The sequence below is a fragment of the Rhizobium sp. RCC_161_2 genome, assembly GCF_041355235.1.
Taxonomy (GTDB): domain Bacteria; phylum Pseudomonadota; class Alphaproteobacteria; order Rhizobiales; family Rhizobiaceae; genus Rhizobium.
The window spans coordinates 366108-390305 of the sequence record NZ_JBFUPL010000003.1 but is presented as its reverse complement, the minus strand read 5'-3'; the positions used below and the strand labels follow the sequence as shown (position 1 = coordinate 390305).

Below are 24198 nucleotides of genomic sequence, written 5' to 3'. Positions count from 1 at the left end.
ATTAAATATCATGAAAGGGAGTACTGTCAGGATATCGACTAGACTGTTCAGGCGTTCCATGTGTCCGGAGGGAGTTCGAACTCGGTGGGAGAGGCGATATCAGGGCGATCCGAGCTGGAGTTCCAGAACCTCTTGAGGAGGCTGGAGCTAGCGCTGGAGACGTCGCAAATCGGGGTCTGGGAGCATAACCTCAATGAGGAGGAAATTCTCTGGGATGCGCAGATGCATAAGCTTTATCAGACCGGTATCGGTGGCGGTAAAGTGTCGGCGGCGGTTTGGTTGAATGCCCTGCATCCCGATGATATCGAGCAGGCCATTGCCGACTTTGACGAGGCCATCGCGAAAAAAGGCTTCTACAATTCGGAATTTCGCATCATCCATCCGGATGGAAACGTTCGCTATCTGCGCTCGCGCGCCCATTTCTTCGAGGGGCCTGATGGAGCGCCATCCATCATCGGGGCTGAATGGGACGTCACTGCCGATGTCCTGCTTAACCGCGAACTGACCAATCAGAAAGCGGTCGCGGAAGCCCGCGCGGTCGCGCTGGAAGAGAGCCGAGCGCGCATCGAGCATGCCGCCGACCATGATTACCTGACCGGACTTCCCAACCGCCGCTACCTCGACCGCCGGCTGGCGGAGTTGCAAGCGGATCAGACGGTGGAGACGCTGGCGATCCTCCATGTCGATCTCGACGGCTTCAAGCAGATCAATGACAAATGGGGACATGCGGCCGGCGATACGACGCTGCAGACGGCGGCGGCGCGGATTCTCGGAGCGATCGCCGCCGGCGACATGGTCGCCCGTGTCGGTGGCGACGAATTCGTCGCGATGCTGGTCAATATTGCTACAGCCGATGAAGCCGCAGCCATTGCCGAGGATATTCTGTGGCGTCTGCGACGAGAGATACGCTTTGGCCGAGACATGTTGCAGGTGCGCGCCTCGATCGGTGCTGCCTGGAGTATTGCCGACGGTGCAGGCAATCTGCTGGCGGAATCCGATATCGCGCTTTATCAGGCAAAGAAACTTGGCCGCAATCGCGTCGAGTTCTTCACACCGAAACTGCAATCCGATCTTCAGGGTGAGCGGCGGTTGGCGGAAGAATTGCGGCTGGCGCTGATGCGTAGCGAGATTGTGCCTTTTTACCAGATCCAGGTGGATGCGCGCAGCCGACGGATCATTGGGCTTGAAGCTCTGGCCCGCTGGCGGCATCCGGAGAAGGGGCTGGTCGCGCCCGGGGCCTTTCTGAAGGTGGCCGAAGAATACGGGCTGACCGCCGAGATCGATGCGGCCATTCTCAATTGCGCGCTCTTAGACCGGGCTGCCTGGGCCGAGCGGGGCCTGACGCCGCCGCGCATTTCCGTCAATATCTCGGCAAGCCGCCTGGCTGATCCGGGCCTCATCGACCGACTGCAGACGCTGAACATACCGCGCCATGCCATCGTCTTCGAATTGATCGAGACGATCTTCCTCGATGATCCCGATGACAGGGTGCTCGCCAATATCGACGCGATCAAAAGGATGGATATCGAGATCGAGATCGATGATTTCGGCTCGGGCCATGCCTCGCTGATCGGCCTGGTGAAACTGAAGCCAAAGCGGCTGAAGATCGACCGGCAATTGGTGACGGCGATAACCATTTCCGACGAACAGCGTCGCCTTGTCGGCTCGATTGTGGAGATAGCGAGAGCCCTGAATGTCGGGGTCATCGCCGAAGGCGTGGAAACCGAGGAACATGCGCAACTCCTGGCTAGCGCCGGCTGCGATGCGCTACAAGGCTATGCGATCGGATATCCTTCTTCGGCCAGCGAGATTGCCACCTTGCTGGCGTCGGCTCCAGAATCCGATGTAAAGCGGACCTCGGCTAGCGCTCGGCGCGGCGGCAAGCCTAGTGGATCTGCAGGGCGGCGATCAGCCCGTAACTGATGACGCCGAGCGTTATCAGTGACAGCGTGGCAGCCACGATCACCCGGCCGCCGGCATGGGCGACGGAGCGGATGTTCACCGACAGGCCGAGTGCCGCCATCGCAATCACGGTCAGCAGGTTCGAAACCAGCGCCATGGGCGCAACCAGCGTGTCCGGGATCAGTCCGAAGGAGCGCAGCGTCATCAACCCCAGAAAGCCGCAGATGAACCAGGGGACGAGCGAGCGACGGTGACCTATGTGGCCGTCTGCGGCTGCCGTCTCCGTTTTTGTAATGATGCCGAGCAGGAAGATGACGGGGCCGAGCATCAGCACGCGGATGAGCTTGACCACCGTGCCGGTTTGCACGGCCAGCAGACCGACCGGCGCGGTGGCGGCGAGCACCTGCGGCACGGCATAGACGGTGAGCCCGGCCAGCACGCCATATTGCCCGACGCTCATGCCGGCGTGGAAATAGAGAAGCGGCAGCAGGAAGACGGCGGCGATGCCCAGCACGGCGGTGAAGGCGAGGGCTGCGGCTGTTTCCTCCGAGTCCGCCTCGATGACCGGGGCGACGGCGACGATGGCCGAGTTGCCGCAGATGGAATTGCCGCAGGCGATCAGCGTCGCCAGTTTTGGCGGCAGGCCAAGCAGCCGGCCGATCGCATAGGTCGCGGCAATCGACAGCACGACGACGATGGCGATGCCGGCGATCAGCCAGACGCCGGCCTGATCGATCGCCGCAAGGCTGATCGAGGCGCCCAAAAGGACGATGGCGATTTCCAGCAGGATCTTGGCGCTGAAGTCGATGCCGGGACGCAGGGAGGGCGAGAGTGGCCTGACGGTGCAGACGGCGATGCCGAGCGCGATGGCGAGTACCAGGCTCTCGATCCACCTGCCGCCGAAGAGGCCGATCTCGAGGCGTTCGCCGGCATAGGCGACAAGCGCCACGGCGCTGGTGAGGGCGAGGCCTGGAAGGATGATCGCGGTTCGTTGGAAAAGTGGCATGCGGCACCGCCATTCGGCTACGGAGAATTTCTGTGCCGGGAAAGTCTCATCTCCTGATGTCGACATCCATCGAATATTATCCTATGTTTCGTTCGATAAATTAGAATGATTTCCCATGACCTTCGAGCAACTCGCCATTTTCGTCGCCGTCGCCGAGCGGGAGCATCTGACGCATGCGGCGGAGGCTATTCACCTGACGCCGTCGGCGGTTAGCTCAGCGATCAAGAACCTCGAAGCCTATTACGGCGTCGAGCTGTTTCATCGGGTCGGCCGTCGGATCGAGCTGACGGAGACCGGCCGCACCTTTCTCGGCGAGGCCAGGGCGACGCTGGCGCGTGTGCGGTCTGCCGAACTCATGCTCTCCGAACTTGGTGGCCTGCAGCGCGGTCGGCTCAATCTCTGCGCCAGCCAAACCATCGCCAGCTACTGGCTGCCACCGATCCTGATGCGGTTTCACCGCGATTACCCCGGCATCGAGCTCGATCTGACGATCGGCAATACCCGCACGGTCACCGAAGCGGTTATCGAGGGCACCGCCGAACTCGGCTTCGTCGAGGGTGAGGTGGATGCGCCGGCCCTGTCGATGAAAGTCGTGGCGCAGGACGCGCTTGTGATCGTCGTGCCGCCGGCTCATCCCTGGGCGGATGGACGGCAGCTTTCCGCAGCCGATCTTGCCAGCGGTACGTCCTGGGTGATGCGCGAAGAGGGTTCCGGCACTCGATCGGAATTTGAGAATGCCATCGCGAAACTCGGGGCCTCGCCGCGCGATCTTAGCGTGGCGTTGGTCCTGCCTTCGAACGAGGCGGTGTTGTCGGCGGTCTGCTCCGGGCAGAGTGCCGCGGCGATCTCAAGTGCTGCGGCCGGAGCCTATCTCGGACAGGGTTTGCTGGTGCAAGCAGCTTTCGACCTGCCTGTGCGCAGCTTCCGTCTGCTGCGCCACAAGGAACGCCATGCCAGTAAGGCGGCGTTGACGCTGGAAGCCATGTGCAAGGGTTAGCTCAGCGCTACTCCGCGCGGCGCTGGCCGGCGACGACGAGGTCGATGTCGTTGCGGTCAAGCATCGCCCGGATATCCGGCGGTGGTATGTCGTCGGTGACCATCATGTCGTAGATGGCGGGATCGTCGATGACGATCGGGGCGGTCCGGCCGAATTTGGCGCTGTCGGCGACGATGATGCGGTTTTCGGCCCGTCGGGCCGCTTCACGGGAATATTCCGCTTCCTCGAGATCATGCAGCATGAAGCCTGAAGTAGCGTTGACGGCGCCGACGGATAGTATTGCATGACGGACATTGAAGCGGCGCAGAAAATTGGTCGCTTCCGCACCGAAGGCGCCGCCGTCGTGGCTGCGCAACTCGCCGCCGGCAAAGAAGATGCGGTTGCCGTTGCGGGTTGCCAGCGCATTCGCAACCGAGACCGCATTGGTGACGATGAAGAGGTTCTGATGCTTCTGCAGCGCCACGGCGATGAAGGCCGTGGTCGAGCCGATGTCGAGAAAGATCGTGTCGCCGTCCTGTACGATCATCGCGACACGGGCGGCGATGACACGCTTGGCTTCCGCATTCTCGTTCATGCGGAAATGCAGAGGCTGCTCGATGAACGAGTCCTTGATGTGGACGCCGCCATGGACCTTGGTGACGAGGCCATGGGCCTCGAGGCTGCGGATATTACGGCGGATGGTCTCCTCCGAGACGTCCAGCCGCTCGGCGAGGAACTGGATGCGACTAGCCCCGCCGGCGAGCCGAAGCTCCTCCAGGATCTCACGTTCCCGATGGTTCGAATGAAGCGGCGTCGGCGAGATGCCCGTCATGGTTTCGATCCTATCTGGGGCATGATCCGAAAACGTTGAAAGTAGCTCGCGGAGGAGGCCATGCCTGCGAACAACATCTAGAGCGGGATAATGCTTCGAAGACAAGCGGTCTTGCTGCAATCATCCCGAGATTTAATTTTTAAGCCAAATCGCGCTGGCGATGAAGCTTTCTATTGTCGCTATCCATAACCTAATATGCGGCAAACTTTCTTGGCTGACGCAACCCAACAAAAAGCCTCTTGGCCGTTTCATTTTGTGGCCGGTTCTTGACAGTTCTCCGTTTGTGGGGAACCTCTTGCATCCAAGAGATGCGCAATCGCCGCGCTGGGGTAGGGATGGCCGCAACACCCGAAGACAGAATACATGCTCTTGGCATCTGGCGTGGGCCGGTCGAGATCGCTCCGCTGGTGGGCGGCATCACCAATCGCAATTATCTGGTGACGGATGGCGGGCGGCGTTTCGTCGTCAGGCTCGGAACCGATATTCCGGTTCATCACATCAGCCGGGCCAATGAGGTGGCAGCGAGCAGGGCCGCGCATGCGGCCGGGTTGTCGCCTGCCGTCATCCATCATGAGCCCGGCATCCTCGTGCTCGACTATATCGACGGCAAGGCGCTTGCGCCCGAGGATATCCGCGAGCCGTCGATGCTGGCGCGTATCGTGCCGCTTGTCCGATCTTGCCATCTAGATATTTCCAAGCATTTTCGCGGTGCGGCCGCGATCTTCTGGGTTTTCCATGTCGTACGCGACTATGCCGCCCTTCTCGAAGAAGGGGGAAGCCGGCATCGGGCATTGCTGCCTTCCTTTCTCGATAGTGCCGCGCGGCTGGAGCAAGCGGCCGGCCCCTTCGAAATCGCTTTCGGCCATAATGATCTGCTCGCCGCCAATTTCCTCGACGATGGCAAAAAGCTGTGGCTGATCGATTGGGACTATGCCGGCTTCAACTCGCCGCTCTTCGATCTTGGCGGTCTCGCCTCCAACAATGATTTCTCCGAGGACCAGGAAACCGCGATGCTGGAGGCCTATTTTGAGGTGTCGGTGAGCGACGATCTGCGGCGGCGCTATCAGGCGATGAAATGTGCATCGCTGTTGCGTGAGACGATGTGGAGCATGGTCTCAGAAATCCACTCCGAGATCGACTTCGATTATTCAGCCTATACGAGCGAAAATCTGGCGCGGTTTGAACGCGCCTATCAATCATTCCGCAATTCTTGAGGTGATGCGATGAAGGAATTGCCCAAAACAGCCAAGGCGGTCGTCATCGGCGGCGGCATTATCGGCTGCTCGACGGCCTATCATCTCGCCAAGCTCGGGCTGACCGACACGGTTCTGCTGGAGCGCAAGAAGCTGACGGCGGGCACCACCTTCCATGCTGCCGGTCTGGTCGGACAATTGCGGACCAGCGCCAATATCACGCAGATGCTTGGCTATTCCGTCGATCTCTACAAGAGGCTGGAGGCCGAGACGGGGCTTGCGACCGGCTGGAAGATGAATGGCGGCTTGCGCCTTGCCTGTAACGAGGAGCGTTGGACGGAGGTCAAGCGGCAGGCGACGACGGCGCAATCTTTCGGGCTGCAGATGCATCTGCTGACGCCACAGGAAGCCTTCGATCTCTGGCCGTTGATGGACATAGACGATCTGGTCGGCGCGGCCTTTCTCCCGACCGACGGTCAGGCCAACCCCTCCGATATCACCCAGGCGCTGGCGAAGGGCGCCCGCATGGCCGGCGTCTCGATTTTCGAGGATACCGAAGTTCTCGATCTGGAGATCGACAAGGGCAGGATCCGCGCCGTCATCACCGACAAAGGCCGCATCGAATGCGAGCGTGTCGTCGTCTGCGCCGGGCAATGGACGCGGGCTTTCGCGGCGCGCTTCGGCGTCAACGTGCCGCTCGTCTCCGTCGAGCATCAATATCTCATCACCGAATCCTTCGGCGTTCCCTCGAACCTGCCGACGCTGCGCGATCCCGACAGGCTGACCTATTACAAGGAAGAGGTCGGCGGGCTGGTCATGGGCGGTTATGAACCGAACCCTGTCCCCTGGGCGATCGACGGCATTCCCAGGGACTTTCACTACACGCTGCTCGACAGCAATTTCGACCATTTCGAGCAGATCATGGAGCAGGCGCTTGCGCGCGTGCCGGGCTTGCAGACGGCAGGCGTGAAGCAGCTTCTGAACGGCCCCGAGAGTTTTACGCCCGATGGCAATTTCATTCTCGGCGAAGCGCCGGAGCTGAAGAATTTCTTCGTCGGCGCCGGTTTCAACGCCTTCGGCATTGCCTCTGCGGGCGGGGCGGGCATGGCGCTCGCCGAGTGGGTGGCGAAGGGCGAACCGCCCTATGACCTCTGGCCGGTCGATATCCGCCGCTTCGGCCGCCCGCATTTCGACACCGACTGGGTGCGCACCCGCACGCTGGAAGCCTATGGTAAACATTACACCATGGCATGGCCGTTCGAGGAGTATTCGAGCGGCCGCCCTTGCCGCAAGTCGCCGCTCTATGATCGGCTGAAGGCTCAGGGCGCTTGCTTCGGCGAAAAGCTGGGGTGGGAACGGCCCAACTGGTTTGCCGACCTCTTTGCCGGCGAGGAACCGAATGACGTTTATACCTATGGCCGGCAGAACTGGTTCAATGCTGTGGGACGCGAGCACAAGGCGGTGCGCGAGGCGGCTGTTATCTTCGACCAGACCTCCTTTGCCAAATTCGTGCTGAAGGGACGTGACGCCGAGGCGGCGATCTCCTGGATCGCCTCCAACGACGTCGCCAAGCCGGTGGGCGCGCTGACCTATACGCAGATGCTCAACGACCGGGGCGGCATCGAATGCGATGTCACCGTGGCGCGTGTTGCCGAGAATGAATTCTACATCACGACGGGCACGGGCTTTGCCACGCATGATTTCGACTGGATCGCCAGGAGCATCCCGGCCGAGATGCATGCCGAACTGGTGGATGTCACCTCGGCCTATTCCGTGCTGTCGCTGATGGGGCCGCATTCGCGCGCCGTGCTGGAGGCGGTGACATCGGCCGATGTCTCGAATGCCGTATTTCCGTTCGGTCGGGTAAAAACCATCGGCATCGACGGCTGCCCGGTCCGGGCGTTGCGCATCACCTATGTCGGCGAGCTTGGCTACGAGCTGCATGTGCCGGTGGAATATGCCACCACGGTCTACGACACGCTGATGGCGGCCGGTCGCGATCATGGTCTCGTCAATGCCGGCTATCGCGCCATCGAAAGCTGCCGGCTGGAAAAAGGCTATCGTGCCTGGGGCTCCGATATTGGCCCTGATCACACGCCGGTGGAGGCAGGCCTTACCTGGGCTGTGAAGATGAAGAAGGGCACTCCCTTCCGGGGCCGCGAGGCCATCGAGCGGCAACTGGCGTCGGGCGTGAAGAAGATGCTTGCCTGCTTCGTGCCGGACGATCCCGAGACCGTTCTTCTTGGCCGCGAGACCATCTATCGCGATGGCCAGCGTGCCGGCTGGCTTTCGAGCGGCGGTTATGGATATACGATCGGCAAGCCGATCGGTTATGGCTATGTTCGTGACGTCGGTGGGGTTACCGAGGATTTCGTGCTTGGAGGCCGCTACGAGCTTGATGTCGCGCAGCGCCGCGTGCCGTGTCGGGTGTCGCTGAAGCCGCTTTACGATCCGCAGATGGTGCGGATCAAGGGGTGATTTCGGAGGGAGAGAAGCGAGTCTCGGGGAGATGATCTGGATTCTGTAACAAATGTCACCAATCTGTGCGGAATGGTGAGATTGGCTGAGTTACGCCAAGAGTGGATATCCTTATAAGCGTTGATGAATGTCAACTCTCGACCCCATTGCAGGTGTTTAACGCAGACAGGCACGATCCTGAAAGCGGTCGTCACCTACTGCCCAGATCTAATCATCTCACGAATTTTAGTCGCCTTCTCGAAATGATCGAGAGCATGGGTTTTGATCCACCACTCGGCGGCTTCCATAAGGAGGTCGGGGTCGTCGTTCTTGTTTGCAAAGAATGCATAGAATGACAGGCCAACGCTTTCACCCTTTTTTGAGATTTTGTCGTCGCAGACTGAAATGGCTTTCGCCCTTAGGGTTAGTCTCATGGTGTGCCTCGTACTTCGCAACTCACCTTCGAGCTACCATGCCTTTCTCGCTACAGAAATACCGAGATCCGTGGACAGATCGAATTGCGAGAGCAATGCCTGCTCTCAACCCCATATCGGACGTTGGCACCGCTTAGCTCACTGACTAAAAGCAGACGCACAAGACAAGGAGGATAACGATGGCCGAAGTGCTAGACGAGGGGCCGTTCTTTCACGGCACGATCGCGGATTTGCGCGTAGGTGATTTCCTCACCGCAGGATACCGGTCGAATTATCGTCCTGAAGTAGTGATGAACCACATCTACTTCACTGCCATTGTGGACGGTGCCGGGCTTGCCGCTGAAATCGCGGCGGAACTCAGCGAAAGCGGCGCAGTCCCGCGTGTTTATGTCGTAGAGCCGACCGGGACATTTGAGAACGACCCGAACGTGACCGACAAGAAATTTCCCGGCAACCCCACTCGGTCGTACCGCAGCAGCGCACCGATCAAGGTCACTGGCGAAATCACGAATTGGACCAGATTGACACCCGAAGCACTACAGGTGTGGAGAGAACGACTGACCGCACTCCGCACAGATGAACGAGGCGAAATTATCAACTGATGCGCGGCGACACGCATCTTGTGCTCATTACGCGATCGAATCGCTAAAAGGAGAAGGTCAGCAAACCACCCATCTCAGACATGTCGATATCAGTCCTGCAATGGCCGATTTGGGTCGAAAGTCGCCATCACTGCGATTTCCCAGATCAGCCTGGAACCAAGCCGCCCATCCCTTCAAAAACTGTGATCTGCCCGCCGCGACCTCCGCCATTTTCTTGACACGCCGCCGCTTTCATTCTCAATCGACATGCTGACAAAAGATGGAGGCGTAAGCCAATGGCGGAAGCGAGCATCAAGCTGGAGGAGAGCTGGAAGGAGGCGTTGTCGCCGGAGTTCGAGAGCCCCTACATGCAGCAGCTCAAATCCTTTCTCGTCGAGGAGAAGCAGCGCGGCAAGGTGATTTTTCCGCGCGGCAGCGAGTATTTCCGCGCTCTGGACCTGACGCCGCTGGACGAAGTGCAGGTGGTGATCCTCGGGCAGGATCCCTATCACGGCGCCGGCCAGGCGCATGGTCTGTGCTTCAGCGTCCGCCCCGGCGTGCGCATTCCACCGTCATTGGTCAATATCTACAAGGAGCTGGAGACCGATCTCGGCATTCCGCCGGCGCGACACGGTTTTCTCGAAAGCTGGGCGAAGCAGGGCGTGCTGCTGCTGAACAGCGTGCTCACCGTCGAGGAATCGCAGGCCGCCTCGCATCAAGGCAAGGGCTGGGAACGCTTCACCGACGCGGTCATCCGCCAGGTCAACGACGAATGCGACGGCGTCGTCTTCATGCTCTGGGGTTCCTACGCGCAGAAGAAGGCCGCCTTCGTCGACACCGAGCGCCATCTGGTGCTGAAATCCGTGCACCCGTCGCCGCTCTCCGCCCATAATGGCTTCTTCGGCTGCCGGCATTTCTCCAAGGCCAATGCCTATCTGGTCGAGCATGGCCGGGAGCCTATTGAATGGGCTTTGCCGAGTAATCCGGGCGGTTAGTAAGACGCCTGATCCCAGGGATCGACTATCGACACACCGGTATCGTCAAAATTCTTGGTATTGCGGGTAACGACAATAAGGTCATGGACGATTGCGGTTGCAGCGATCAGCCCGTCGGCTTCGCCGCGCGGGCCCAATGCTGCGATGCGTCCCCATTCGACAGCAATTTCGTCGGTGATGGGGAGAATGCGGCCGCTGTGATCATGGCGGAGCTTGCGGAGCCATTCCTCCAAATACGCGGCGGATCGCGGATCGGATCTGCGCTTCAGCGCAATTGCGCGCATAACTTCGCCAAGCGTGATGACGCTCAGATATACGGTCGAGGGCTCGACTATACAGAGCCAGGAGATCGCTTCGGCTGTACCGCGACGGGCTTCGGAAATAACATTGGTATCGACCAAATACATCAGAAGGCGACATCCCGGCTTGGGCTCTTGTCTCGCCTCGCTACCGCATCGGCCAGCTCATCATCCCAGATCGGTCCTGACAGCAGGTCATCGACCAAACTCGGCTTGCCGGCCTGCAGGGCATCATAGTCTTCAGCGGAGAGAACGACGACCGCGCGCGCGCCGCGCAGCGTCACGGTTTGCGGACCTTCGCTACGAGCCTTCTGCACGACTTTCGAAAACTGATTTTTAGCGTCTTGCAATGGCCAATCCATAGGTCGATCTCCTAGCTAGACTGCCTAGATGAATTTAAGATGTATGGCGGCCTTATGCAATGCCGACAGGTTGGGTCTCGCCCGAAAATACTATCGGTGAACGACGCTTCATCATCGTTCAACAATTAGAGACAATCCGTTTGGCACTTGAGGGCTATCGAAACGTGCGCTCTCGGACCATCTTCTGCTCATGGAAAACGCCTGCCGTTGCGGGCGAGACAAGGGGTTAGAGATGCTCAATCAGATCAAGGGTCTTCACCACGTTACCTCGATGGCGGAAGACGCCCGCACCAACAACAAGTTCTTCACCAACACGCTCGGCCTTCGCCGGGTCAAGAAGACCGTCAATTTCGATGCACCCGATGTCTACCACCTCTACTATGGTGACGAGATCGGCACGCCCGGCACGATCATGACCTATTTCCCGTTCCCGAAAATGGCACGTGGCCGTCCGGGCACCGGCGAAGTCGGCAATACCGTCTATTCCATTCCGGAAGGTGCGATCGGCTATTGGACAGACCGGCTTGGCAAGCAGGGTGTCGAGGGGCTGAAGGTTGATGAATCCTTCGGCCAGAAGCGCCTGCATTTCCCTGGTCCCGATGGCGATGGTTTCGCGCTTGTCGAGGTCAAGGATGACAAGCGTGATCCCTGGACCCATGGCGGCGTCGATGCCGAACATGCGATCAGAGGGTTTCACTCCGTCGCCATGCGGCTGCGGGACGAGGGCGCCACGGCCGAACTGCTGAAATATATGGGCTATGAAGTCGTCGATACGCATGAAGGCGTCAAGCGGCTCGCCATTCCCGGCGGCAACGGCGCTGATGTCGTCGATCTCGAAACCATGCCGAACATCAACCGCGCGCTTCCGGGTGCCGGTTCCGTCCACCACGTTGCTTTCGCCGTCGAGAACCGTGCCAAGCAGCTGGAAGTGCGTAAGGCGCTGATGGATACGGGCTACCAGGTGACCCCGGTCATCGACCGCGACTACTTCTGGGCGATCTATTTCCGCACGCCGGGCGGCGTGCTGTTCGAGGTCGCCACCAACGAGCCCGGTTTCAACCGCGACGAGGACACGGCTCATCTCGGCGAGGCGCTGAAGCTGCCGGAACAGCATGAAGGTCTGCGTTCGCTGCTCGAGCAGCATCTTGAGCCGCTGGACGCCTAAGCGAGGGATAAGATCATGACCGATACGACCTATGTGCACCGGGTAAAGCCCGGTGCACCCGGCAAGCCCATCCTGTTCACCTTCCACGGAACCGGCGGTGACGAGAACCAGTTCTTCGATTTCGGCAGCCGCCTGCTGCCGGACGCGACCATCGTCTCGCCGCGCGGCGACGTTTCGGAACATGGCGCCGCACGCTTCTTCCGTCGCACCGGCGAGGGCGTCTACGACATGGCCGATCTTGCCCGCGCGACCGAGAAGATGGCTGCCTATGTCAAAGGTCTCGCCATCGACCACGGTGCCTCGCAGGTGCTCGGTCTCGGTTTTTCCAATGGCGCGAACATTCTTGCCAATGTGCTGATCGAACATGGCGATCTCTTCGATGCCGCCGTGCTGATGCATCCGCTGATCCCGTTTCAGCCGCGCGACAATGCCGGGCTCGACGGCAGGCGCGTGTTGATCACCGCCGGCGAACGCGACCCGATCTCACCCGCGCCGGTGACCAAGGCGCTTGTGTATTATTTTACGCGGCAGAAGGCCGCGGTCACGCTCGACTGGCATCCGGGCGGCCACGATATCCGCCCGAACGAGATCGAGGCGATCCGCGGGTTTCTTGCGCCGTACATGTAAGGAGGGATTGCCGTCGGCTTTTCTGACGTGCTTCTGGCGGTAAGTTTGCCGCCGGGAGCGGCCCTTGTAGCTGTTGCCGAATAGGCTATCCTTCCTGCGTAGCGAGGGTGCTTCCTATGAATGATACTTCCAGACTGCTTCATATCGCCGTGGAAGACAACGTCGCTTGGTGCAGTAAGGTCTGTTCCGCACATGGATCGAACGAAACGAGGTCTTCGAGGGCTTGGGCGAATTTAGCTATTTCGCCGCCGTTTTATCCGAACATTATTACTCGCGAAAAGGGTGTTCAGAACGAAGTTTCTGAACTCGCTCACAAAGTTCGTGAAGCCAATCAGTCTCGAAAGTGGGGGATCAAGGACAGCTTCGGAGACCTAATAACTCTTACCGAGCAGGGCTTCGAATGGATGCTCGCTGGGCATTGGTACGGTGGGATGGTTTCGAGCGGCGAGTCTGTCGGCTGGAAGACCATAACGTCCCCGGCCGAGTTGCATTTATGGGAAAGAGCTTGGGGTTCTCCTGACGACACCATTTTTCCAAGCACCTTACTTGAAGATCATAGAGTAAACTTTTGGTTCACGGGTGAGCTTGGCGCAATCGAATCTGGCTTTATCAGCTTTGACACCGGATTTTCGTTTGGATTATCCAACTGGTTCTCCGTCAAGGGCCATTCATTCGCGCAGATAGGAGTGTTGAAAGCTGCAGGATCGGCTTCTCAAGGGCTACCTATCGTGTGCTGGTCTGCGGACGATCTTAGCGGTAAAGAGATGGGGTTGGCAAAACTTGGCCCTCTTCAAGTCTGGATATCTCAGTAATCCAGTGCGCGCTCCTCTGAGTACTTTGGGTCGATGGCGGAAGATCGGCGGTTGGCTCAAAAGCGCCTAGTGGTCGTCAAGACCTGAACTGTTAAGCCGCATCCGAACGTAACGTTGCCGAACGACACCGTCCTTCTGCCAGACTTCCCCTGGCGCAAACCCCGAGCTCTCATATAGCCGCCGAGCCGCTGCCCCTCCGGCACTACCTTCAATGAAAGTGTCCACTTGAAGAAGGGATTGAAGGGGAGCAATAGCAATTGCCCTCTCCACCAGCGCCCGGCCAATGCCAGACCGCCGATGCTCCCGCGAGACAGCCAGCCACCTTATCCAGAAGGTCTCGCCTGAGCCTCCCATCAGCATGCCGCCTATGAGCGATTTTCCATCGGCGGGTCGGGCACAGAATGCCTGCTTCTGATTAATCTTTCGCGTGAGGACGGCAGTGAAGCCGGGCATCGGGCCGAAGAGGTCCACAACCTCTTCCGAAAGCATCATCCACGGCGCTATATCAGCGTGTCGCGCCAGATCGATCTGGAATTCCATTTCAGCTTAATTCCTGCTGGTCACCAAGCAATTCCTACTATCGCGTACTTAAAGGAAATAGAACGTCGCCCTGTTAATGTTCCTCTGGGCCGATAGCCGCCGAAGGTGAGGGCTTGTCCGTCAGTCGGGTGATCCTCCAAAGCTCGATGTAAATTTTTGGGCAAGTGGGCCGTCCCTTGTAGCCAGCACGCTCCAGCCGGGTTTCGCTCCTGGGGTCAAAATGCCAAAAAGCTCATTGTGGATATAAATACGAGCGACGAGGCCATATTGTTCGGATGCTTCCCAAAGCACAGTAATATCGGACGGCCGTTTAGCGAAATTGAAGGGCTTATCTGTCCGGACAAATTCTGCTGGGTTTGCGAATGGCATAGTTTCATTATCATGCCATTCGGGCTCGGCAGGTGCTTTGCCTCGATTATAGAGCCAGACGTCGGCAATGATTTGCCCATCCGCAGCTACGAGATAGGCATAGGCGACCCGACCGTCATCCTCGAAATAGACACGGCAACCAGAGGCTGGATCGGTGACAGAGGCGGTCAATGTATCGTCGCTTGAGAGCATATAGAAAACCTCTGATGCAAGCTCGGCGGGTTCAAGTAGCAGAATGACGATCATTGGAGGCGTCTGCATTGGGCCGCGAGATGCCCACCTATTTCCCGATCATCATCACCATGGTTCTTGCCTGGGTCTCGGCCACTCGCCTGTCCGCCTGGGCAACATAGTCCGGCCCACAGAACACCTTGAGGTTCATGGCATCCGTGTCATCGAACTCCGCGTGCCCGGATTTCGCGATGATGATGCGCCAGGCGCAGCCGAGGATCTTGTCGGGCTGGATGGCTTTATCGCAGCCCGTGCTCAGGCAGATTGCGACGTTCCGCTGCCCTTGATATTTCCCCGCGATGGCATCGCTGTACTCCGTTTTCCAGGTGTCGCGCGTATGCCGGCAAGCGCCTGGATTGGCGCTCTGGCTGCATTCCACGGTGGGGTTGATATAGCTCTCGGCAACAGGCCATGGCACGGCATCGACCAGGCTCACGCAGCCGCATGCAAACAGGCCTGCCAGCAATAGCTGCATTGTTTCTCCCTCTGCCGAATCATCCATACCCTAAAGACAGATGGAATATCCGCAAGACGGGTGGGCCGGTTTGGAGTGAAGCAGGCGTGGCGGTTCTGCAACCGCTACATTTTCTTCATGCATCCGCGACATGCAGGTCGCAAGCATGGCTTGTAGGCTGTTCCTGCACTCGCTAATAGTCGCGCCATAAAACATAAGGAAGTTCGGGAGGGTTCGTCGTGACGCTGGCGGAGCAGCAGCAATATCGGCTGGGTGTGACCTATGTGGCGCTTTCGGCCCTGGCGTGGTCGACATCCGGCCTGTTCGTGCGCTCGATCCATGCCGATCTGATGACCATTCTTTTCTGCCGTGGCATCGTCGCCGGCCTTGGTGTCTTCGCACTGTTTTTCTATATCGAGCGCGGCAATGGCTGGCGGATTCTTCGTTCGATGCGCTGGCCGTCGCTGGCCGCGACGGTTTTCTCCACGACTGCCATGATCGGCGGTATCGGCTCGATCTATTACACCTCCATTGCCGATGCGATGGTGATCTATGCGACCGTGCCTTTCGTTACGGCCGGTGTCGCCTATGTCTTCATCCGGGAGCGCCTGAGCGCCACGACGCTCGTTGCCAGCGTCGTCGCCTTGGGGGGCGTGCTGGTGATGCTTTCCGGCGAAGCCGCCGGTGACGGAAGCTGGCTCGGCAAGGGGCTGGCCGTCATCATGACCCTGGCGGTTGCCGGTCTTGCCGTCATCATGCGCCAGCATCGGGATGTGCCGATGCTGCCGGCGATGGCCTTGTCCGCATGGCTCTGCTCCTTCGTCACCTTCTGGTTTGCTTCGCCATCCATGGTGTCGGGACACGATCTGGGCTTGATCGTCGCCTTCGGCCTTGTTCAGAGCGCCATGGGTCTCAGCCTCTATACCTTCGGCTCACGGCTGATCCCAGCCGCCGACGCCACCCTGCTGACGTCGCTCGAAGTGCCGCTGACGCCGCTGTGGACGTGGATGTTCCTGGCGGAGCTGCCTTCAAAAGCGACGTTGGTCGGCGGGCCGATCGTGCTTGCCGCGCTCTTCGGCCATATCCTCCTGGAAGTGCGGCGAAATCGGGTGAAGGAGCCCGTTCAGGTGCTCTGAGCGGCTTGTCCACCGGCTGTCGAAATGCTGAAATCGGCCCTACAAACGAGGAACCGATGCCGATGAAGAAGACGTTTAATCCGCCCTCCGTTCGCCGCCCATTCGGCAACTACAATCACGGCCTGCTGGTGCCGCCGGGCGCCAGCCTGCTGGTAACTTCGGGCCAGGTCGGGATCGCTCTCGATGAGAGCATCCCCTCCGACGTGACCGGCCAGGCGGAGCTTTGCTTCGAGGCGATCAAGGCGATCCTCGATGAGGCGGGCATGAGCTTTGCCGACGTCATCCGCATTTCCGGTTTTGTGACCAGGCGCGAGGATTTCCCCGCCTACATGGCTGTCCGCGACCGCTATACACTCGATCCGAAGCCCGTCTCGACCCTGATCATCGTCGGCGGGTTTACGCGGCCGGAGTTTCTGGTGGAGGTCGAGGTGACCGCAGCAAAGGTAGTGCGATGACTGGAGCTTCAAAAGAGATGGTAGATGCGCCAGTGCCGCAAATCCTGGGCCTTTACGAAACGCATCTGACGGTTGCCGATCTTCAGCGCTCTATCGGATTTTATCGCGATATCCTGAAGCTTGAAGTTGCGACCATCATCGAGAACAGGAATGTCGCCTTCCTTTGGATCGGGGACAAACGCACGAGCATGCTGGGCCTCTGGGAAACGGGCAGCGCGCCTCTGCGCATGCGTCTCCACATTGCGTTCAGAACCACTCTCGATGACGTGGTTCGCTCCGCTGCCGCATTGAAGGCGCATGGCGTTCAGCCGAAGGGTTTTCATGGCGAGCCGCTTGATGAGCCGGTCGTTGCCGGTTGGATGCCGGCGGTTTCGCAGTATTTTTCCGATCCTGATGGGCATTCGATCGAGTTTATCCATGTGCTTGAGGAACCGGCCGATCCGAGCTTCGGCGTGAAACCTTATTCGCAATGGCTGTCGCGACCGAAACCCACGATCTGACCGGGACAAGCTGTATCGGGCCTTGGGAGGCGAGCATGACCCAGAACATCTACGATGATCCGGCCTTCTTCCGAGGCTACAGCCAGCTGCAACGGTCGATCGATGGGCTGGCGGGTGCGGCGGAATGGCCGTCGATGCGGGCGTTGCTGCCCGACTTGCGCGATCTGGATATTGTCGATCTCGGCTGCGGCTTCGGCTGGTTCTGCCGTTGGGCGAGGGAGCAGGGCGCAGCCAATATGCTGGGTCTCGATGTCTCCGACAATATGCTCGCCCGAGCCGAGGCTGAGGCGGCTGACAAGGCAATTCGCTACGGCAAGGCCGATCTGGAAGATCTCCAGCTTCCGGTGGCCGCTTTCGATCTCGTCTACAGTTCGCTCGCCTTTCACTACATCCAGAATGTCTCCGGGCTTCTGGCGACGATCCATCAGGCATTGAAGCCCGGTGGACGGCTGATCTTCTCTATCGAACACCCGATCTACATGGCGCCGCGACGGCCGGACTGGTTGGTCGATGCCGAGGGCCGCAAGTCGTGGCCGCTCGACAGCTATCAGATGGAAGGGCCACGGGTGACGGACTGGCTTGCCGAAGGTGTCGTGAAGCAACACCGTACCATGGGGACGACGCTTAACCTGCTGATCAGCTCGGGCTTTACGATTGCGCATGTTGAGGAATGGACGCCGACGGATGAGGATCTGGCCGCGCATCCGGATTGGGCAATTGAGCGCGAGCGCCCGATGTTCCTGCTGATATCCACGACGAAGTGACGTGCGAATGGCTCATTGGCCAGCCTCTGGCGTGCTTTCCTGCGCTTTGAAGGACAGCTGTTTCAGCACGTCAAGGAAGACATCGAACCGCTCGTGACCGATCTCTTCGGCCCATTCCGCGTGCAGCTTGCGTAGGCAGGTGAAGATTGTTTCGGCTATCTGCTGTCCCCGCGCACTGAGGTATATGAGACGCCGGTCGCTGTCCTCAGGAGCACGCCGCTCGACATATCCCAGCTCTTCGAGCTGGGTGATTAGATAGTTGATCGCTTGCCGCGACATTCTCTTCTGCCGTGCCAATTCGGATGGCCTGATGCCATCAGGCAGGGGATAGGAGAACACGGCGAAGTGAGCGTCCTGAAAATCAGTGAAGCCGGCGTCGTGAATGGCGTCGTGCATTCGATTGCGAACATCCTGCCAAACGATGCGTAGCAGAGCGCCAAAGAAAGGCGGCCGCAATTCCTCACTCGGGCCGGGTTGTTTTGTCACTTCATTGAACATTGACATATTTGTAAAGTCGCTTTACGTTTGCTTTGTAAAGTCACTTTACAGCAAGGATGGGACCAATGGAAGCGAATGGACACAATGTCGTACGCATCGGGGAGTTGGAGCTGCACTTTCTGGTGAACGACGAAGGCGCTACGGTATTCGAGTTCATCGTTCCGTCACGCGCCCGTGTACCCGCGCCCCACTATCACAAGGATGCGGACGAACTCCTCTACGGGATCGAGGGTACTGTGACGATCACCGTGGATGGTCGAAAGCAGGAACTGGGTATTGGCGACGCTGTCTTTATCCCGCGCGGCAGCATCCATCATCATGAGAACCTGCATGAGGGCAGCGCACGGGCCTTGGTCGTCATCACGCCTGGCTCCATTCGACGCCGCTACTTCGAAGAGATTGCGGAAGTGGTCAATGTGCCCGGCAAACCTGACCTCGCCAAGGCGCAGGAGGTCATGCTGCGCCACGGGCTCATTCCGGCTTAGGTCCGAATTACGGAGCGTTTTAAAACCGCTCCATCTCCCGTTTCACCTTTTCCAGAAACCGCTTTCTCGTCTCGTCAGTCGAGCGGTTCATGTCGTAGTGGGCGAGGAAGACGACCGGGGCGAAGGGTTTGATCATGGCGCGGAGCATGCGCTTGATGATCTTCTTCGGCGGGTTGCCGACGATGAAGGCGCGGAAGGGATCGGCGCCATACGTCATCACGGCGCCAAGTTTCTGGATGTGCTGCAATTTCGAGGTCACCTTGCCGTTGACCAGTTCGAAGGTAACGCCCGGCAGCCAGACGCGGTCGAAATAGCCTTTCAGGATCGCCGGAAAGCCGAAATTCCAAACCGGGGTGACGATAACAAGGCCTTCGGCGCGTTGCAGCCGCTCGACGTATGATTTCACCGCCTCGGTATTCTCGGGATAGTCGTGATAGATCATCCGATCATGGCGGGAAAGAACCGGGTCGAAACCCTCGGCATAGAGGTTGCAGTCGTCGACCTCGTGGCCGGCGGCTTTCAGGCTCTCGATCGTCTGCCGGTGCAGGGCAGCACCATAACTTTCCTCGACGGGATGCGAATGAAGGACGAGAACCCTCATGAGGCTTCCATTAACGCTGCAAGGCCGGGGAAGAGATAGTTCTTGCCGGCCTTGAAATCGAAGTCCGGATTGTCCCAGGCGATCATCTTGCCGGGGTTGAGCAGGCCCTTCGGATCGGTCTCTTTCTTGAAGGCGAGCTGGACGGTGTCCGTCTGCTTCATGCCGCCTTCCTCCAGCGTGTAGCGATGCGGATTGAAGATCGGGCAGCCGTGATCCTGATGGATCTTGATGATTTCCTCCAGGCGAGCCTCGGAGGTATAGCGCACCAGCGGCAAGCCCGAGCACTGGATCTGGCCGTCGAACTTGATGAATTCGAGATGGCCCGGCACTTCATCGCCGAAGATCTCGACCATCTTCTGCACTTTGGCGACATGGTCCGGCCCAGGATATTGCACTTGCAGATAGGTGATTGAGGGATCGACCTTGATGGCGCGCAGCGTCGTGTGGTTCCAGGCGAGTTCATAGGCATGCGGGATGCCCTTCATGCTCTCCACCTTGTCGGAGCGGAAGGTGATTTCGCCCTTCTGCTGGCTGGCGAAGGCGACGAATGGCTCCATCGAATGCGGCGCGATCATCAGCGCCACGACAGACTGGCCGTGACGGATATAGGGCTTGTGGCGGGTGAAATATTCGTGCGGGATGGGAGCCGCGATCGGTGCGATTTCCTTGACGAGGATGCCGTTGCATTTGGCGAGCGCGTCGGAGAAGCGCACGGCGTCCATGAAGTCGTCATAGCCGACCAGCACGTCCACCCAGTCGTAAGCGGGGGCGAGCGGCATTTCGATCTCGGTGATGATGCCGTTGGTGCCGTAGGCATGGCTGACCTTGGTCAGATCCCAGCCGGTCAGGTCGAGGACGCGCGGTTCGGCCTCCATGGTGACGACTCGCAGGCGCAGGATATTGCCGATGTCGCGCAACCCGCCCCAGGTGATCGAGCCGACGCCGCCGGAGCCGCCGGCGATGAAGCCGCCGATGGTGGCCGTCTGCGCCGTCGAGGGATGGAAGCGCAGTTCCTGGCCGGAATGGGCCTTGGTCTGGCGGTCGAGCTCGGCAATGACGATGCCGGGCTCGCAGATAACGCGGCCGGTGTGGATTTCCTTGACCTTGTTCATGGCGGCGAGGTTGAGCACGATGCCGCCGGAGAGCGGCATGGCTTGGCCATAATTACCGGTGCCGGCGCCGCGCGGGGTGACCGGCACATCATGGGCATAGGCCACCTTCAGCGTGCGGATCACCTCTTCCTCGGTCTTCGGCGTTACGACGAGGTCGGCGGTGACATTGTCGAGCTGCGCCTTCAGAATCGGCGAATACCAGTAGAAATCGCGGCTCTTCTGGCGCACCAGCGCCGGATTGTCTTCGATGGCGATACCTTCGAGTTCTTTCTTGATGAGCTGATAATCCGGCATGTCAGGCTCCAATAACGGTGTCGAGTTCACGGTAATCCGGCAGGCTGCGGTCGATTACTTTGCCCTTGCGAAGGACGACGCGGTCAGACTGCGGACGGGAGAGGAATTCGCTCCAGCGCCTGGCGCTGAAGAGAACGAGATCGGCGGGACCGCCGACAGCGATGCGGCCGATATCGGGGCGGCCGAGGATGGAGGCCGGCGAGGTGGTGACGACGCGGGCAGCCGTATCCAGCGGATGGTCGAGATGCAGGATGCGAACGGCCTCGCGGAAGACCTCGACGGGATCGAGGTCGCCATAGGCGTAGAAAGGATCGCGGGTATTGTCGGAGGCGACGGCGGTAGGCACTCCGGCGGCGGCCAGTTCATGCAGCAGTGTGACGCCGCGCCAGCGCGGCGTGCGGCCCGGATGACGGTCCTGCAGGTACATATTGCACATCGGCAGGGAGACGATGGAGATCCCGGCCTTGGCGACGAGATCGATCGTGGTGGCGGCGACGTCTTCGTCCTGGCGGGCGAGCGAGCAGCAATGGCCGGCGGTGACCTTGCCGGTAAAGCCGTTGCGCAGCACGGCCTCGGCGATCGCCTTCAGCGTCAGAACTTCTCTGTCTTCGGTCTCGTCGACATGCAGATCGATATCGAGACCACTGTCGGCGGCGGCGCGGATCAGCTTGTCGAGCTGTGCGTCAATATTGGGGTTCATTTGGGTAACGCCGCCGAGAAGGCCGCCGGCTTCGCGGACGACCGTGATCAGATCGGCGAAGAAGGCCTCGTCGACCATGAAGTCCAGCGGGAAGAGGGCGACGGCCTGTAGCGCAATCTTGTCCTTCCAGGCCTCTCGCACCTCCGAGAATACCTCGAAGGAAATGCGATGCTGCGGCGCCAACGAATCCAGATGGGTGCGGATCAGGCTGGTGCCGTGGGCATAGGCGGCGCGCAGCGAGAACTCCATGCGCTTGCGGACGTCGGCTGCGGACCAATTAGCCTCTCGGTCGGAACGCACGGCGTCCAGCGCGCCCATGAAGCTGCCGTCCGGATTGGCGCGACGCTCCCAGATGTGGCCCTTGTCGAGATGGGTGTGCATGTCGGCGAAAGTCGGCCAGACCATGCCGTCCCTCATATCGGCCTTGGCGAATTCCGCAGGGGCTGTGCCAGCGGGCAGGATGTCCTTGATGAGGCCATCCGCGACGACGATATCGGCTTTCATGAGGCCTTCGCTGGACGGGCCGGTGAAGCCCGCGACGGTAACGGCGGGGATGGTGGCGTTGCTCAGCACGAAACGTGCGGCGTTCGGCGGGGACATGAAGGAATAGGACATCAGTTTTCCCGCTTGAGGCTGCTTTCGTGCCAGCGATGCAGGCTCAGCCATGAGATGAAGGAGGTGAGGGCGAAGATCGCGACGCCGAGCGCCGACAGCAGCAGCAGGGCCGCGAACAGGCGTGGCATGTTCTGCCGGTATTGCGCTTCAAGCAGGCGGAAAGCGAGGCCGGAATTGGGACCGCCGGAGCCGGCGGCGAATTCGGCGACGACGGAGGCGATCAGCGACAGGCCGCCGCCGATCCGAAGGCCCGTCATGAAATAGGGCTGGGCCGCCGGCAGCTTCAGATGCAGCAGCATCTGCCAGCGCGAGGCGCCGTAGAGATCGAAGAGGTTGAGGAGGTTGTGGTCGACGCTCTTCAGGCCCTGCACCATGTTGGAGAGGATCGGAAAGAAGGCGACGAGGAAGCCGCAGATCAGCAGCGCGGATTCCCGGGTCGGCGCATAGATCAGGATCAGCGGCGCGATCGCCACGATCGGCGTCACCTGCAGGATGACGGCGAGCGGATAGAAGGCAAGCTCGATCCAGCGAGACTGAACGAGGAAGATGGCGAAACCGACGCCGCCGATCAGCGCCAGCACCAGGGATATGAAGGTGATCTGCGTGGTGACCCAGAGCGCCGGCCAGAGAATTCCCCAGTCGGAGACCAGCGCCTTTGCGACGGCCAGCGGGCTCGGCAGGATATATTGCGGAATATCGGCGGCGACGACGAGAAGCTGCCAGAGCACGATCAGGACGACGACGGTCAGGATCGGCACGATGATACCGAAGGAGCGCTCGGCATTTCTGGTGCGGACGGCCGGGTTCGGTAGGGCGCCGGCTGCTTCCGTGGAGAGGTTTGCGGATAGACTGGTGCTGTCGCTCATCAGTGGGCCTCCGGCCAGCCAATGGCCTCGATCAGGGAACGGGACACTTTTTCGCAGACCTGCCGATATTCCTCGGAGGACCGGTAGAGGGGATCGCGTTCGCCGCTGGTGTGCAGGGGAAAATCCATGTGGACGCGGCCGGGGCGGGCCTTCATGACGACGATACGGTTGGAAAGATAGGCGGACTCGTAGACGGAGTGGGTGACGAAGATCACCGTAATGCCGGTGGTCTGCCATAGCCGCAAAACATCGTCGTTGAGCTTCTGGCGGGTAATTTCATCGAGGGCGGCGAAGGGCTCATCCATCAAGAGCAGCTTCGGCTTGGTGACCAGCGCGCGGGCGATGGAGACGCGCATCTTCATGCCGCCCGACAATTCGCGCGGATAGGCCTCGGCGAAATCCTGCAGGCCGACGGTCGCGAGCGTTGCCATGATCTGGTCACGGGCCGATGTCTCGGAGACGCCGCGCAGTTTCAGTGGCAGATGGACATTGCCGAACACGGTTTTCCAGGGCAGCAGCGTCGGCTCCTGGAAGACGAAGCTGATATCGCCATCCGGCAGCCCCTTGGAATTGATGCGCGAGCTTGGCCAGTCGATGCGGCCGCTGGAGGCCCCGCCGAGGCCGGCGATGATGCGCAGTGCCGTCGACTTACCGCAGCCGGAGGGGCCGAGCAGGCTGATGAACTCGCCGCTTTCGACGTTCAGCGACATGCCGGAAAGCGCCAGCGTGCCGTTGGAGAAGACCTTCGAGACCTGCTCCATGACGACCAGCGGCCGCTTGCGCGGTTCGGTTTGGGTAGTCGTGGTGGCTTTGGACAGGGTCATGGTTCGGCTCTTTGTTGATCCACCCTCCCCTCGAGGGGAGGGTCGGAGCAAAGCTCCGGGGTGGGGTGATCCTTCGAAATCTCGGGGTGTCAGCCCCACCCGCCGCTCTGCGG

The 24198-nt window shown here is 60.0% G+C and carries 28 protein-coding genes; 14 read left to right on the top strand and 14 right to left on the bottom strand.

From position 1 onward, the window contains the following. Positions 1-84: 84 nt before the first annotated feature. Entirely contained in the window at positions 85-1923 is a 1839-nt protein-coding gene (locus AB6803_RS09720; protein ID WP_371108681.1) for an EAL domain-containing protein, read from the top strand. On the opposite strand, the gene AB6803_RS09715 is transcribed toward AB6803_RS09720, so the two are convergent. Beyond that, a complete protein-coding gene (locus AB6803_RS09715; RefSeq protein ID WP_371108680.1) occupies positions 1886-2908 on the bottom strand; it encodes a YeiH family protein in 1023 nt (340 codons plus the stop codon). The genes AB6803_RS09720 and AB6803_RS09715 overlap by 38 nt on opposite strands. Before the next feature lie 115 nt (positions 2909-3023). On the opposite strand from AB6803_RS09715, the gene AB6803_RS09710 reads away from it, so the two are divergent. After that, complete coding sequence (locus tag AB6803_RS09710) at positions 3024-3905, top strand: LysR substrate-binding domain-containing protein (protein ID WP_371108679.1); 882 nt, start codon at positions 3024-3026, stop codon at positions 3903-3905. A gap of 7 nt (positions 3906-3912) precedes the next feature. Here the strand turns inward: AB6803_RS09710 and AB6803_RS09705 are convergent, their stop codons facing one another. Then, entirely contained in the window at positions 3913-4716 is an 804-nt protein-coding gene (locus AB6803_RS09705; RefSeq protein ID WP_371108678.1) for a DeoR/GlpR family DNA-binding transcription regulator, read from the bottom strand. A gap of 335 nt (positions 4717-5051) precedes the next feature. On the opposite strand from AB6803_RS09705, the gene AB6803_RS09700 reads away from it, so the two are divergent. Both AB6803_RS09700 and AB6803_RS09695 read left to right on the top strand, forming a co-directional pair. Continuing rightward, on the top strand, positions 5052-5930 hold the full coding sequence (locus AB6803_RS09700; RefSeq protein WP_371108677.1) for a phosphotransferase: 879 nt from the start codon (positions 5052-5054) through the stop codon (positions 5928-5930). Between the two features lie 9 nt (positions 5931-5939). After that, positions 5940-8387 carry an FAD-dependent oxidoreductase gene (locus AB6803_RS09695; RefSeq protein ID WP_371108676.1) on the top strand — a complete coding sequence of 816 codons (2448 nt, stop codon included), beginning with the start codon at positions 5940-5942 and terminating at the stop codon, positions 8385-8387. 194 nt (positions 8388-8581) lie between these two features. Here the strand turns inward: AB6803_RS09695 and AB6803_RS09690 are convergent, their stop codons facing one another. Further along, complete coding sequence (locus tag AB6803_RS09690; protein ID WP_371108675.1) at positions 8582-8800, bottom strand: DUF6500 family protein; 219 nt, start codon at positions 8798-8800, stop codon at positions 8582-8584. 179 nt (positions 8801-8979) lie between these two features. Here AB6803_RS09690 and arr point away from each other — a divergent pair, with 179 nt between their 5' ends. Further along, a complete protein-coding gene (gene arr / locus AB6803_RS09685; protein WP_371108674.1) occupies positions 8980-9402 on the top strand; it encodes an NAD(+)--rifampin ADP-ribosyltransferase in 423 nt (140 codons plus the stop codon). A gap of 275 nt (positions 9403-9677) precedes the next feature. Continuing rightward, the gene (gene ung, locus AB6803_RS09680) at positions 9678-10376 is read left to right on the top strand and encodes a uracil-DNA glycosylase (RefSeq protein WP_371108673.1); all 699 of its coding nucleotides are present in this window, start codon (positions 9678-9680) and stop codon (positions 10374-10376) included. Here the strand turns inward: ung and AB6803_RS09675 are convergent. Beyond that, positions 10373-10783 carry a type II toxin-antitoxin system VapC family toxin gene (locus tag AB6803_RS09675; RefSeq protein ID WP_371108672.1) on the bottom strand — a complete coding sequence of 137 codons (411 nt, stop codon included), beginning with the start codon at positions 10781-10783 and terminating at the stop codon, positions 10373-10375. The two genes, ung and AB6803_RS09675, sit on opposite strands and share 4 nt — an antisense overlap. Continuing rightward, on the bottom strand, positions 10783-11037 hold the full coding sequence (locus AB6803_RS09670; RefSeq protein ID WP_371108671.1) for a type II toxin-antitoxin system Phd/YefM family antitoxin: 255 nt from the start codon (positions 11035-11037) through the stop codon (positions 10783-10785). The genes AB6803_RS09675 and AB6803_RS09670 overlap by 1 nt, the downstream gene beginning before the upstream one ends. 232 nt (positions 11038-11269) lie before the next feature. Between AB6803_RS09670 and AB6803_RS09665 the strand changes: the two genes are divergently transcribed. From AB6803_RS09665 to AB6803_RS09655, 3 genes are all read left to right on the top strand, one after another. Further along, positions 11270-12202: a VOC family protein gene (locus AB6803_RS09665; protein ID WP_371108670.1), complete on the top strand. Its 933-nt coding sequence runs from the start codon at positions 11270-11272 to the stop codon at positions 12200-12202. A 15-nt stretch (positions 12203-12217) separates the two neighbouring features. Continuing rightward, entirely contained in the window at positions 12218-12829 is a 612-nt protein-coding gene (locus AB6803_RS09660; protein ID WP_371108669.1) for an alpha/beta hydrolase, read from the top strand. 116 nt (positions 12830-12945) lie between these two features. Then, positions 12946-13641 (top strand): hypothetical protein, encoded by a 696-nt coding sequence (locus AB6803_RS09655; RefSeq protein WP_371108668.1) that lies wholly within the window; start codon positions 12946-12948, stop codon positions 13639-13641. Between the two features lie 66 nt (positions 13642-13707). Here the strand turns inward: AB6803_RS09655 and AB6803_RS09650 are convergent, their stop codons facing one another. From AB6803_RS09650 to AB6803_RS09640, 3 genes are all read right to left on the bottom strand, one after another. Then, on the bottom strand, positions 13708-14181 hold the full coding sequence (locus AB6803_RS09650) for a GNAT family N-acetyltransferase (RefSeq protein ID WP_371108667.1): 474 nt from the start codon (positions 14179-14181) through the stop codon (positions 13708-13710). A gap of 120 nt (positions 14182-14301) precedes the next feature. Then, the gene (locus AB6803_RS09645; protein WP_371108666.1) at positions 14302-14796 is read right to left on the bottom strand and encodes a hypothetical protein; all 495 of its coding nucleotides are present in this window, start codon (positions 14794-14796) and stop codon (positions 14302-14304) included. 34 nt (positions 14797-14830) lie between these two features. Then, on the bottom strand, positions 14831-15256 hold the full coding sequence (locus AB6803_RS09640; RefSeq protein WP_371108665.1) for a hypothetical protein: 426 nt from the start codon (positions 15254-15256) through the stop codon (positions 14831-14833). Between the two features lie 218 nt (positions 15257-15474). Between AB6803_RS09640 and AB6803_RS09635 the strand changes: the two genes are divergently transcribed. The 4 genes from AB6803_RS09635 (at position 15475) to AB6803_RS09620 (ending at position 18090) form a co-directional block, all read left to right on the top strand. Beyond that, positions 15475-16371: a DMT family transporter gene (locus AB6803_RS09635; protein WP_371108664.1), complete on the top strand. Its 897-nt coding sequence runs from the start codon at positions 15475-15477 to the stop codon at positions 16369-16371. Between the two features lie 62 nt (positions 16372-16433). Beyond that, complete coding sequence (locus AB6803_RS09630; protein WP_371108663.1) at positions 16434-16826, top strand: RidA family protein; 393 nt, start codon at positions 16434-16436, stop codon at positions 16824-16826. 17 nt (positions 16827-16843) lie between these two features. Further along, positions 16844-17326: a VOC family protein gene (locus AB6803_RS09625; RefSeq protein ID WP_371108662.1), complete on the top strand. Its 483-nt coding sequence runs from the start codon at positions 16844-16846 to the stop codon at positions 17324-17326. Positions 17327-17361: 35 nt separating this feature from the next. Further along, on the top strand, positions 17362-18090 hold the full coding sequence (locus AB6803_RS09620) for a class I SAM-dependent methyltransferase (RefSeq protein WP_371108661.1): 729 nt from the start codon (positions 17362-17364) through the stop codon (positions 18088-18090). Between the two features lie 12 nt (positions 18091-18102). On the opposite strand, the gene AB6803_RS09615 is transcribed toward AB6803_RS09620, so the two are convergent. Further along, positions 18103-18594 carry a MarR family winged helix-turn-helix transcriptional regulator gene (locus tag AB6803_RS09615; RefSeq protein ID WP_371108660.1) on the bottom strand — a complete coding sequence of 164 codons (492 nt, stop codon included), beginning with the start codon at positions 18592-18594 and terminating at the stop codon, positions 18103-18105. A 59-nt stretch (positions 18595-18653) separates the two neighbouring features. On the opposite strand from AB6803_RS09615, the gene AB6803_RS09610 reads away from it, so the two are divergent. Next, positions 18654-19073 (top strand): cupin domain-containing protein, encoded by a 420-nt coding sequence (locus tag AB6803_RS09610; RefSeq protein ID WP_371108659.1) that lies wholly within the window; start codon positions 18654-18656, stop codon positions 19071-19073. A gap of 19 nt (positions 19074-19092) precedes the next feature. Here AB6803_RS09610 and AB6803_RS09605 read toward each other — a convergent pair whose 3' ends face one another. From AB6803_RS09605 to AB6803_RS09585, 5 genes are read right to left on the bottom strand one after another with little or no spacing between them, the layout of a single operon-like run. Next, the gene (locus tag AB6803_RS09605; protein WP_371108658.1) at positions 19093-19674 is read right to left on the bottom strand and encodes an NAD(P)H-dependent oxidoreductase; all 582 of its coding nucleotides are present in this window, start codon (positions 19672-19674) and stop codon (positions 19093-19095) included. Then, entirely contained in the window at positions 19671-21080 is a 1410-nt protein-coding gene (locus tag AB6803_RS09600; protein WP_371108657.1) for an FAD-binding oxidoreductase, read from the bottom strand. The genes AB6803_RS09605 and AB6803_RS09600 overlap by 4 nt, the downstream gene beginning before the upstream one ends. Before the next feature lies 1 nt (position 21081). After that, positions 21082-22395, bottom strand: coding sequence for a cytosine deaminase (locus AB6803_RS09595; protein ID WP_371108656.1), 1314 nt, complete (start codon positions 22393-22395; stop codon positions 21082-21084). Next, positions 22395-23261 carry an ABC transporter permease gene (locus tag AB6803_RS09590; RefSeq protein WP_371108655.1) on the bottom strand — a complete coding sequence of 289 codons (867 nt, stop codon included), beginning with the start codon at positions 23259-23261 and terminating at the stop codon, positions 22395-22397. The genes AB6803_RS09595 and AB6803_RS09590 overlap by 1 nt, the downstream gene beginning before the upstream one ends. Further along, positions 23261-24085 (bottom strand): ABC transporter ATP-binding protein, encoded by an 825-nt coding sequence (locus AB6803_RS09585; protein WP_371108654.1) that lies wholly within the window; start codon positions 24083-24085, stop codon positions 23261-23263. Before AB6803_RS09585 ends, AB6803_RS09590 begins: the two co-directional genes overlap by 1 nt. Between the last annotated feature and the right edge of the window lie 113 nt (positions 24086-24198).

What these genes read in the sequence shown, in the direction of transcription:
- AB6803_RS09715 (WP_371108680.1), bottom strand. Translation starts at nt 2,908, where the DNA reads ATGCCACTTTTCCAACGAACCGCGATCATCCTTCCAGGCCTCGCCCTC.
- AB6803_RS09710 (WP_371108679.1), top strand. Translation starts at nt 3,024, where the DNA reads ATGACCTTCGAGCAACTCGCCATTTTCGTCGCCGTCGCCGAGCGGGAG.
- AB6803_RS09705 (WP_371108678.1), bottom strand. Translation starts at nt 4,716, where the DNA reads ATGACGGGCATCTCGCCGACGCCGCTTCATTCGAACCATCGGGAACGT.
- AB6803_RS09700 (WP_371108677.1), top strand. Translation starts at nt 5,052, where the DNA reads ATGGCCGCAACACCCGAAGACAGAATACATGCTCTTGGCATCTGGCGT.
- AB6803_RS09695 (WP_371108676.1), top strand. Translation starts at nt 5,940, where the DNA reads ATGAAGGAATTGCCCAAAACAGCCAAGGCGGTCGTCATCGGCGGCGGC.
- AB6803_RS09690 (WP_371108675.1), bottom strand. Translation starts at nt 8,800, where the DNA reads ATGAGACTAACCCTAAGGGCGAAAGCCATTTCAGTCTGCGACGACAAA.
- arr (WP_371108674.1), top strand. Translation starts at nt 8,980, where the DNA reads ATGGCCGAAGTGCTAGACGAGGGGCCGTTCTTTCACGGCACGATCGCG.
- ung (WP_371108673.1), top strand. Translation starts at nt 9,678, where the DNA reads ATGGCGGAAGCGAGCATCAAGCTGGAGGAGAGCTGGAAGGAGGCGTTG.
- AB6803_RS09675 (WP_371108672.1), bottom strand. Translation starts at nt 10,783, where the DNA reads ATGTATTTGGTCGATACCAATGTTATTTCCGAAGCCCGTCGCGGTACA.
- AB6803_RS09670 (WP_371108671.1), bottom strand. Translation starts at nt 11,037, where the DNA reads ATGGATTGGCCATTGCAAGACGCTAAAAATCAGTTTTCGAAAGTCGTG.
- AB6803_RS09665 (WP_371108670.1), top strand. Translation starts at nt 11,270, where the DNA reads ATGCTCAATCAGATCAAGGGTCTTCACCACGTTACCTCGATGGCGGAA.
- AB6803_RS09660 (WP_371108669.1), top strand. Translation starts at nt 12,218, where the DNA reads ATGACCGATACGACCTATGTGCACCGGGTAAAGCCCGGTGCACCCGGC.
- AB6803_RS09655 (WP_371108668.1), top strand. Translation starts at nt 12,946, where the DNA reads ATGAATGATACTTCCAGACTGCTTCATATCGCCGTGGAAGACAACGTC.
- AB6803_RS09650 (WP_371108667.1), bottom strand. Translation starts at nt 14,181, where the DNA reads ATGGAATTCCAGATCGATCTGGCGCGACACGCTGATATAGCGCCGTGG.
- AB6803_RS09645 (WP_371108666.1), bottom strand. Translation starts at nt 14,796, where the DNA reads ATGATCGTCATTCTGCTACTTGAACCCGCCGAGCTTGCATCAGAGGTT.
- AB6803_RS09640 (WP_371108665.1), bottom strand. Translation starts at nt 15,256, where the DNA reads ATGCAGCTATTGCTGGCAGGCCTGTTTGCATGCGGCTGCGTGAGCCTG.
- AB6803_RS09630 (WP_371108663.1), top strand. Translation starts at nt 16,434, where the DNA reads ATGAAGAAGACGTTTAATCCGCCCTCCGTTCGCCGCCCATTCGGCAAC.
- AB6803_RS09625 (WP_371108662.1), top strand. Translation starts at nt 16,844, where the DNA reads ATGGTAGATGCGCCAGTGCCGCAAATCCTGGGCCTTTACGAAACGCAT.
- AB6803_RS09620 (WP_371108661.1), top strand. Translation starts at nt 17,362, where the DNA reads ATGACCCAGAACATCTACGATGATCCGGCCTTCTTCCGAGGCTACAGC.
- AB6803_RS09615 (WP_371108660.1), bottom strand. Translation starts at nt 18,594, where the DNA reads ATGTCAATGTTCAATGAAGTGACAAAACAACCCGGCCCGAGTGAGGAA.
- AB6803_RS09610 (WP_371108659.1), top strand. Translation starts at nt 18,654, where the DNA reads ATGGAAGCGAATGGACACAATGTCGTACGCATCGGGGAGTTGGAGCTG.
- AB6803_RS09605 (WP_371108658.1), bottom strand. Translation starts at nt 19,674, where the DNA reads ATGAGGGTTCTCGTCCTTCATTCGCATCCCGTCGAGGAAAGTTATGGT.
- AB6803_RS09600 (WP_371108657.1), bottom strand. Translation starts at nt 21,080, where the DNA reads ATGCCGGATTATCAGCTCATCAAGAAAGAACTCGAAGGTATCGCCATC.
- AB6803_RS09595 (WP_371108656.1), bottom strand. Translation starts at nt 22,395, where the DNA reads ATGTCCTATTCCTTCATGTCCCCGCCGAACGCCGCACGTTTCGTGCTG.
- AB6803_RS09590 (WP_371108655.1), bottom strand. Translation starts at nt 23,261, where the DNA reads ATGAGCGACAGCACCAGTCTATCCGCAAACCTCTCCACGGAAGCAGCC.
- AB6803_RS09585 (WP_371108654.1), bottom strand. Translation starts at nt 24,085, where the DNA reads ATGACCCTGTCCAAAGCCACCACGACTACCCAAACCGAACCGCGCAAG.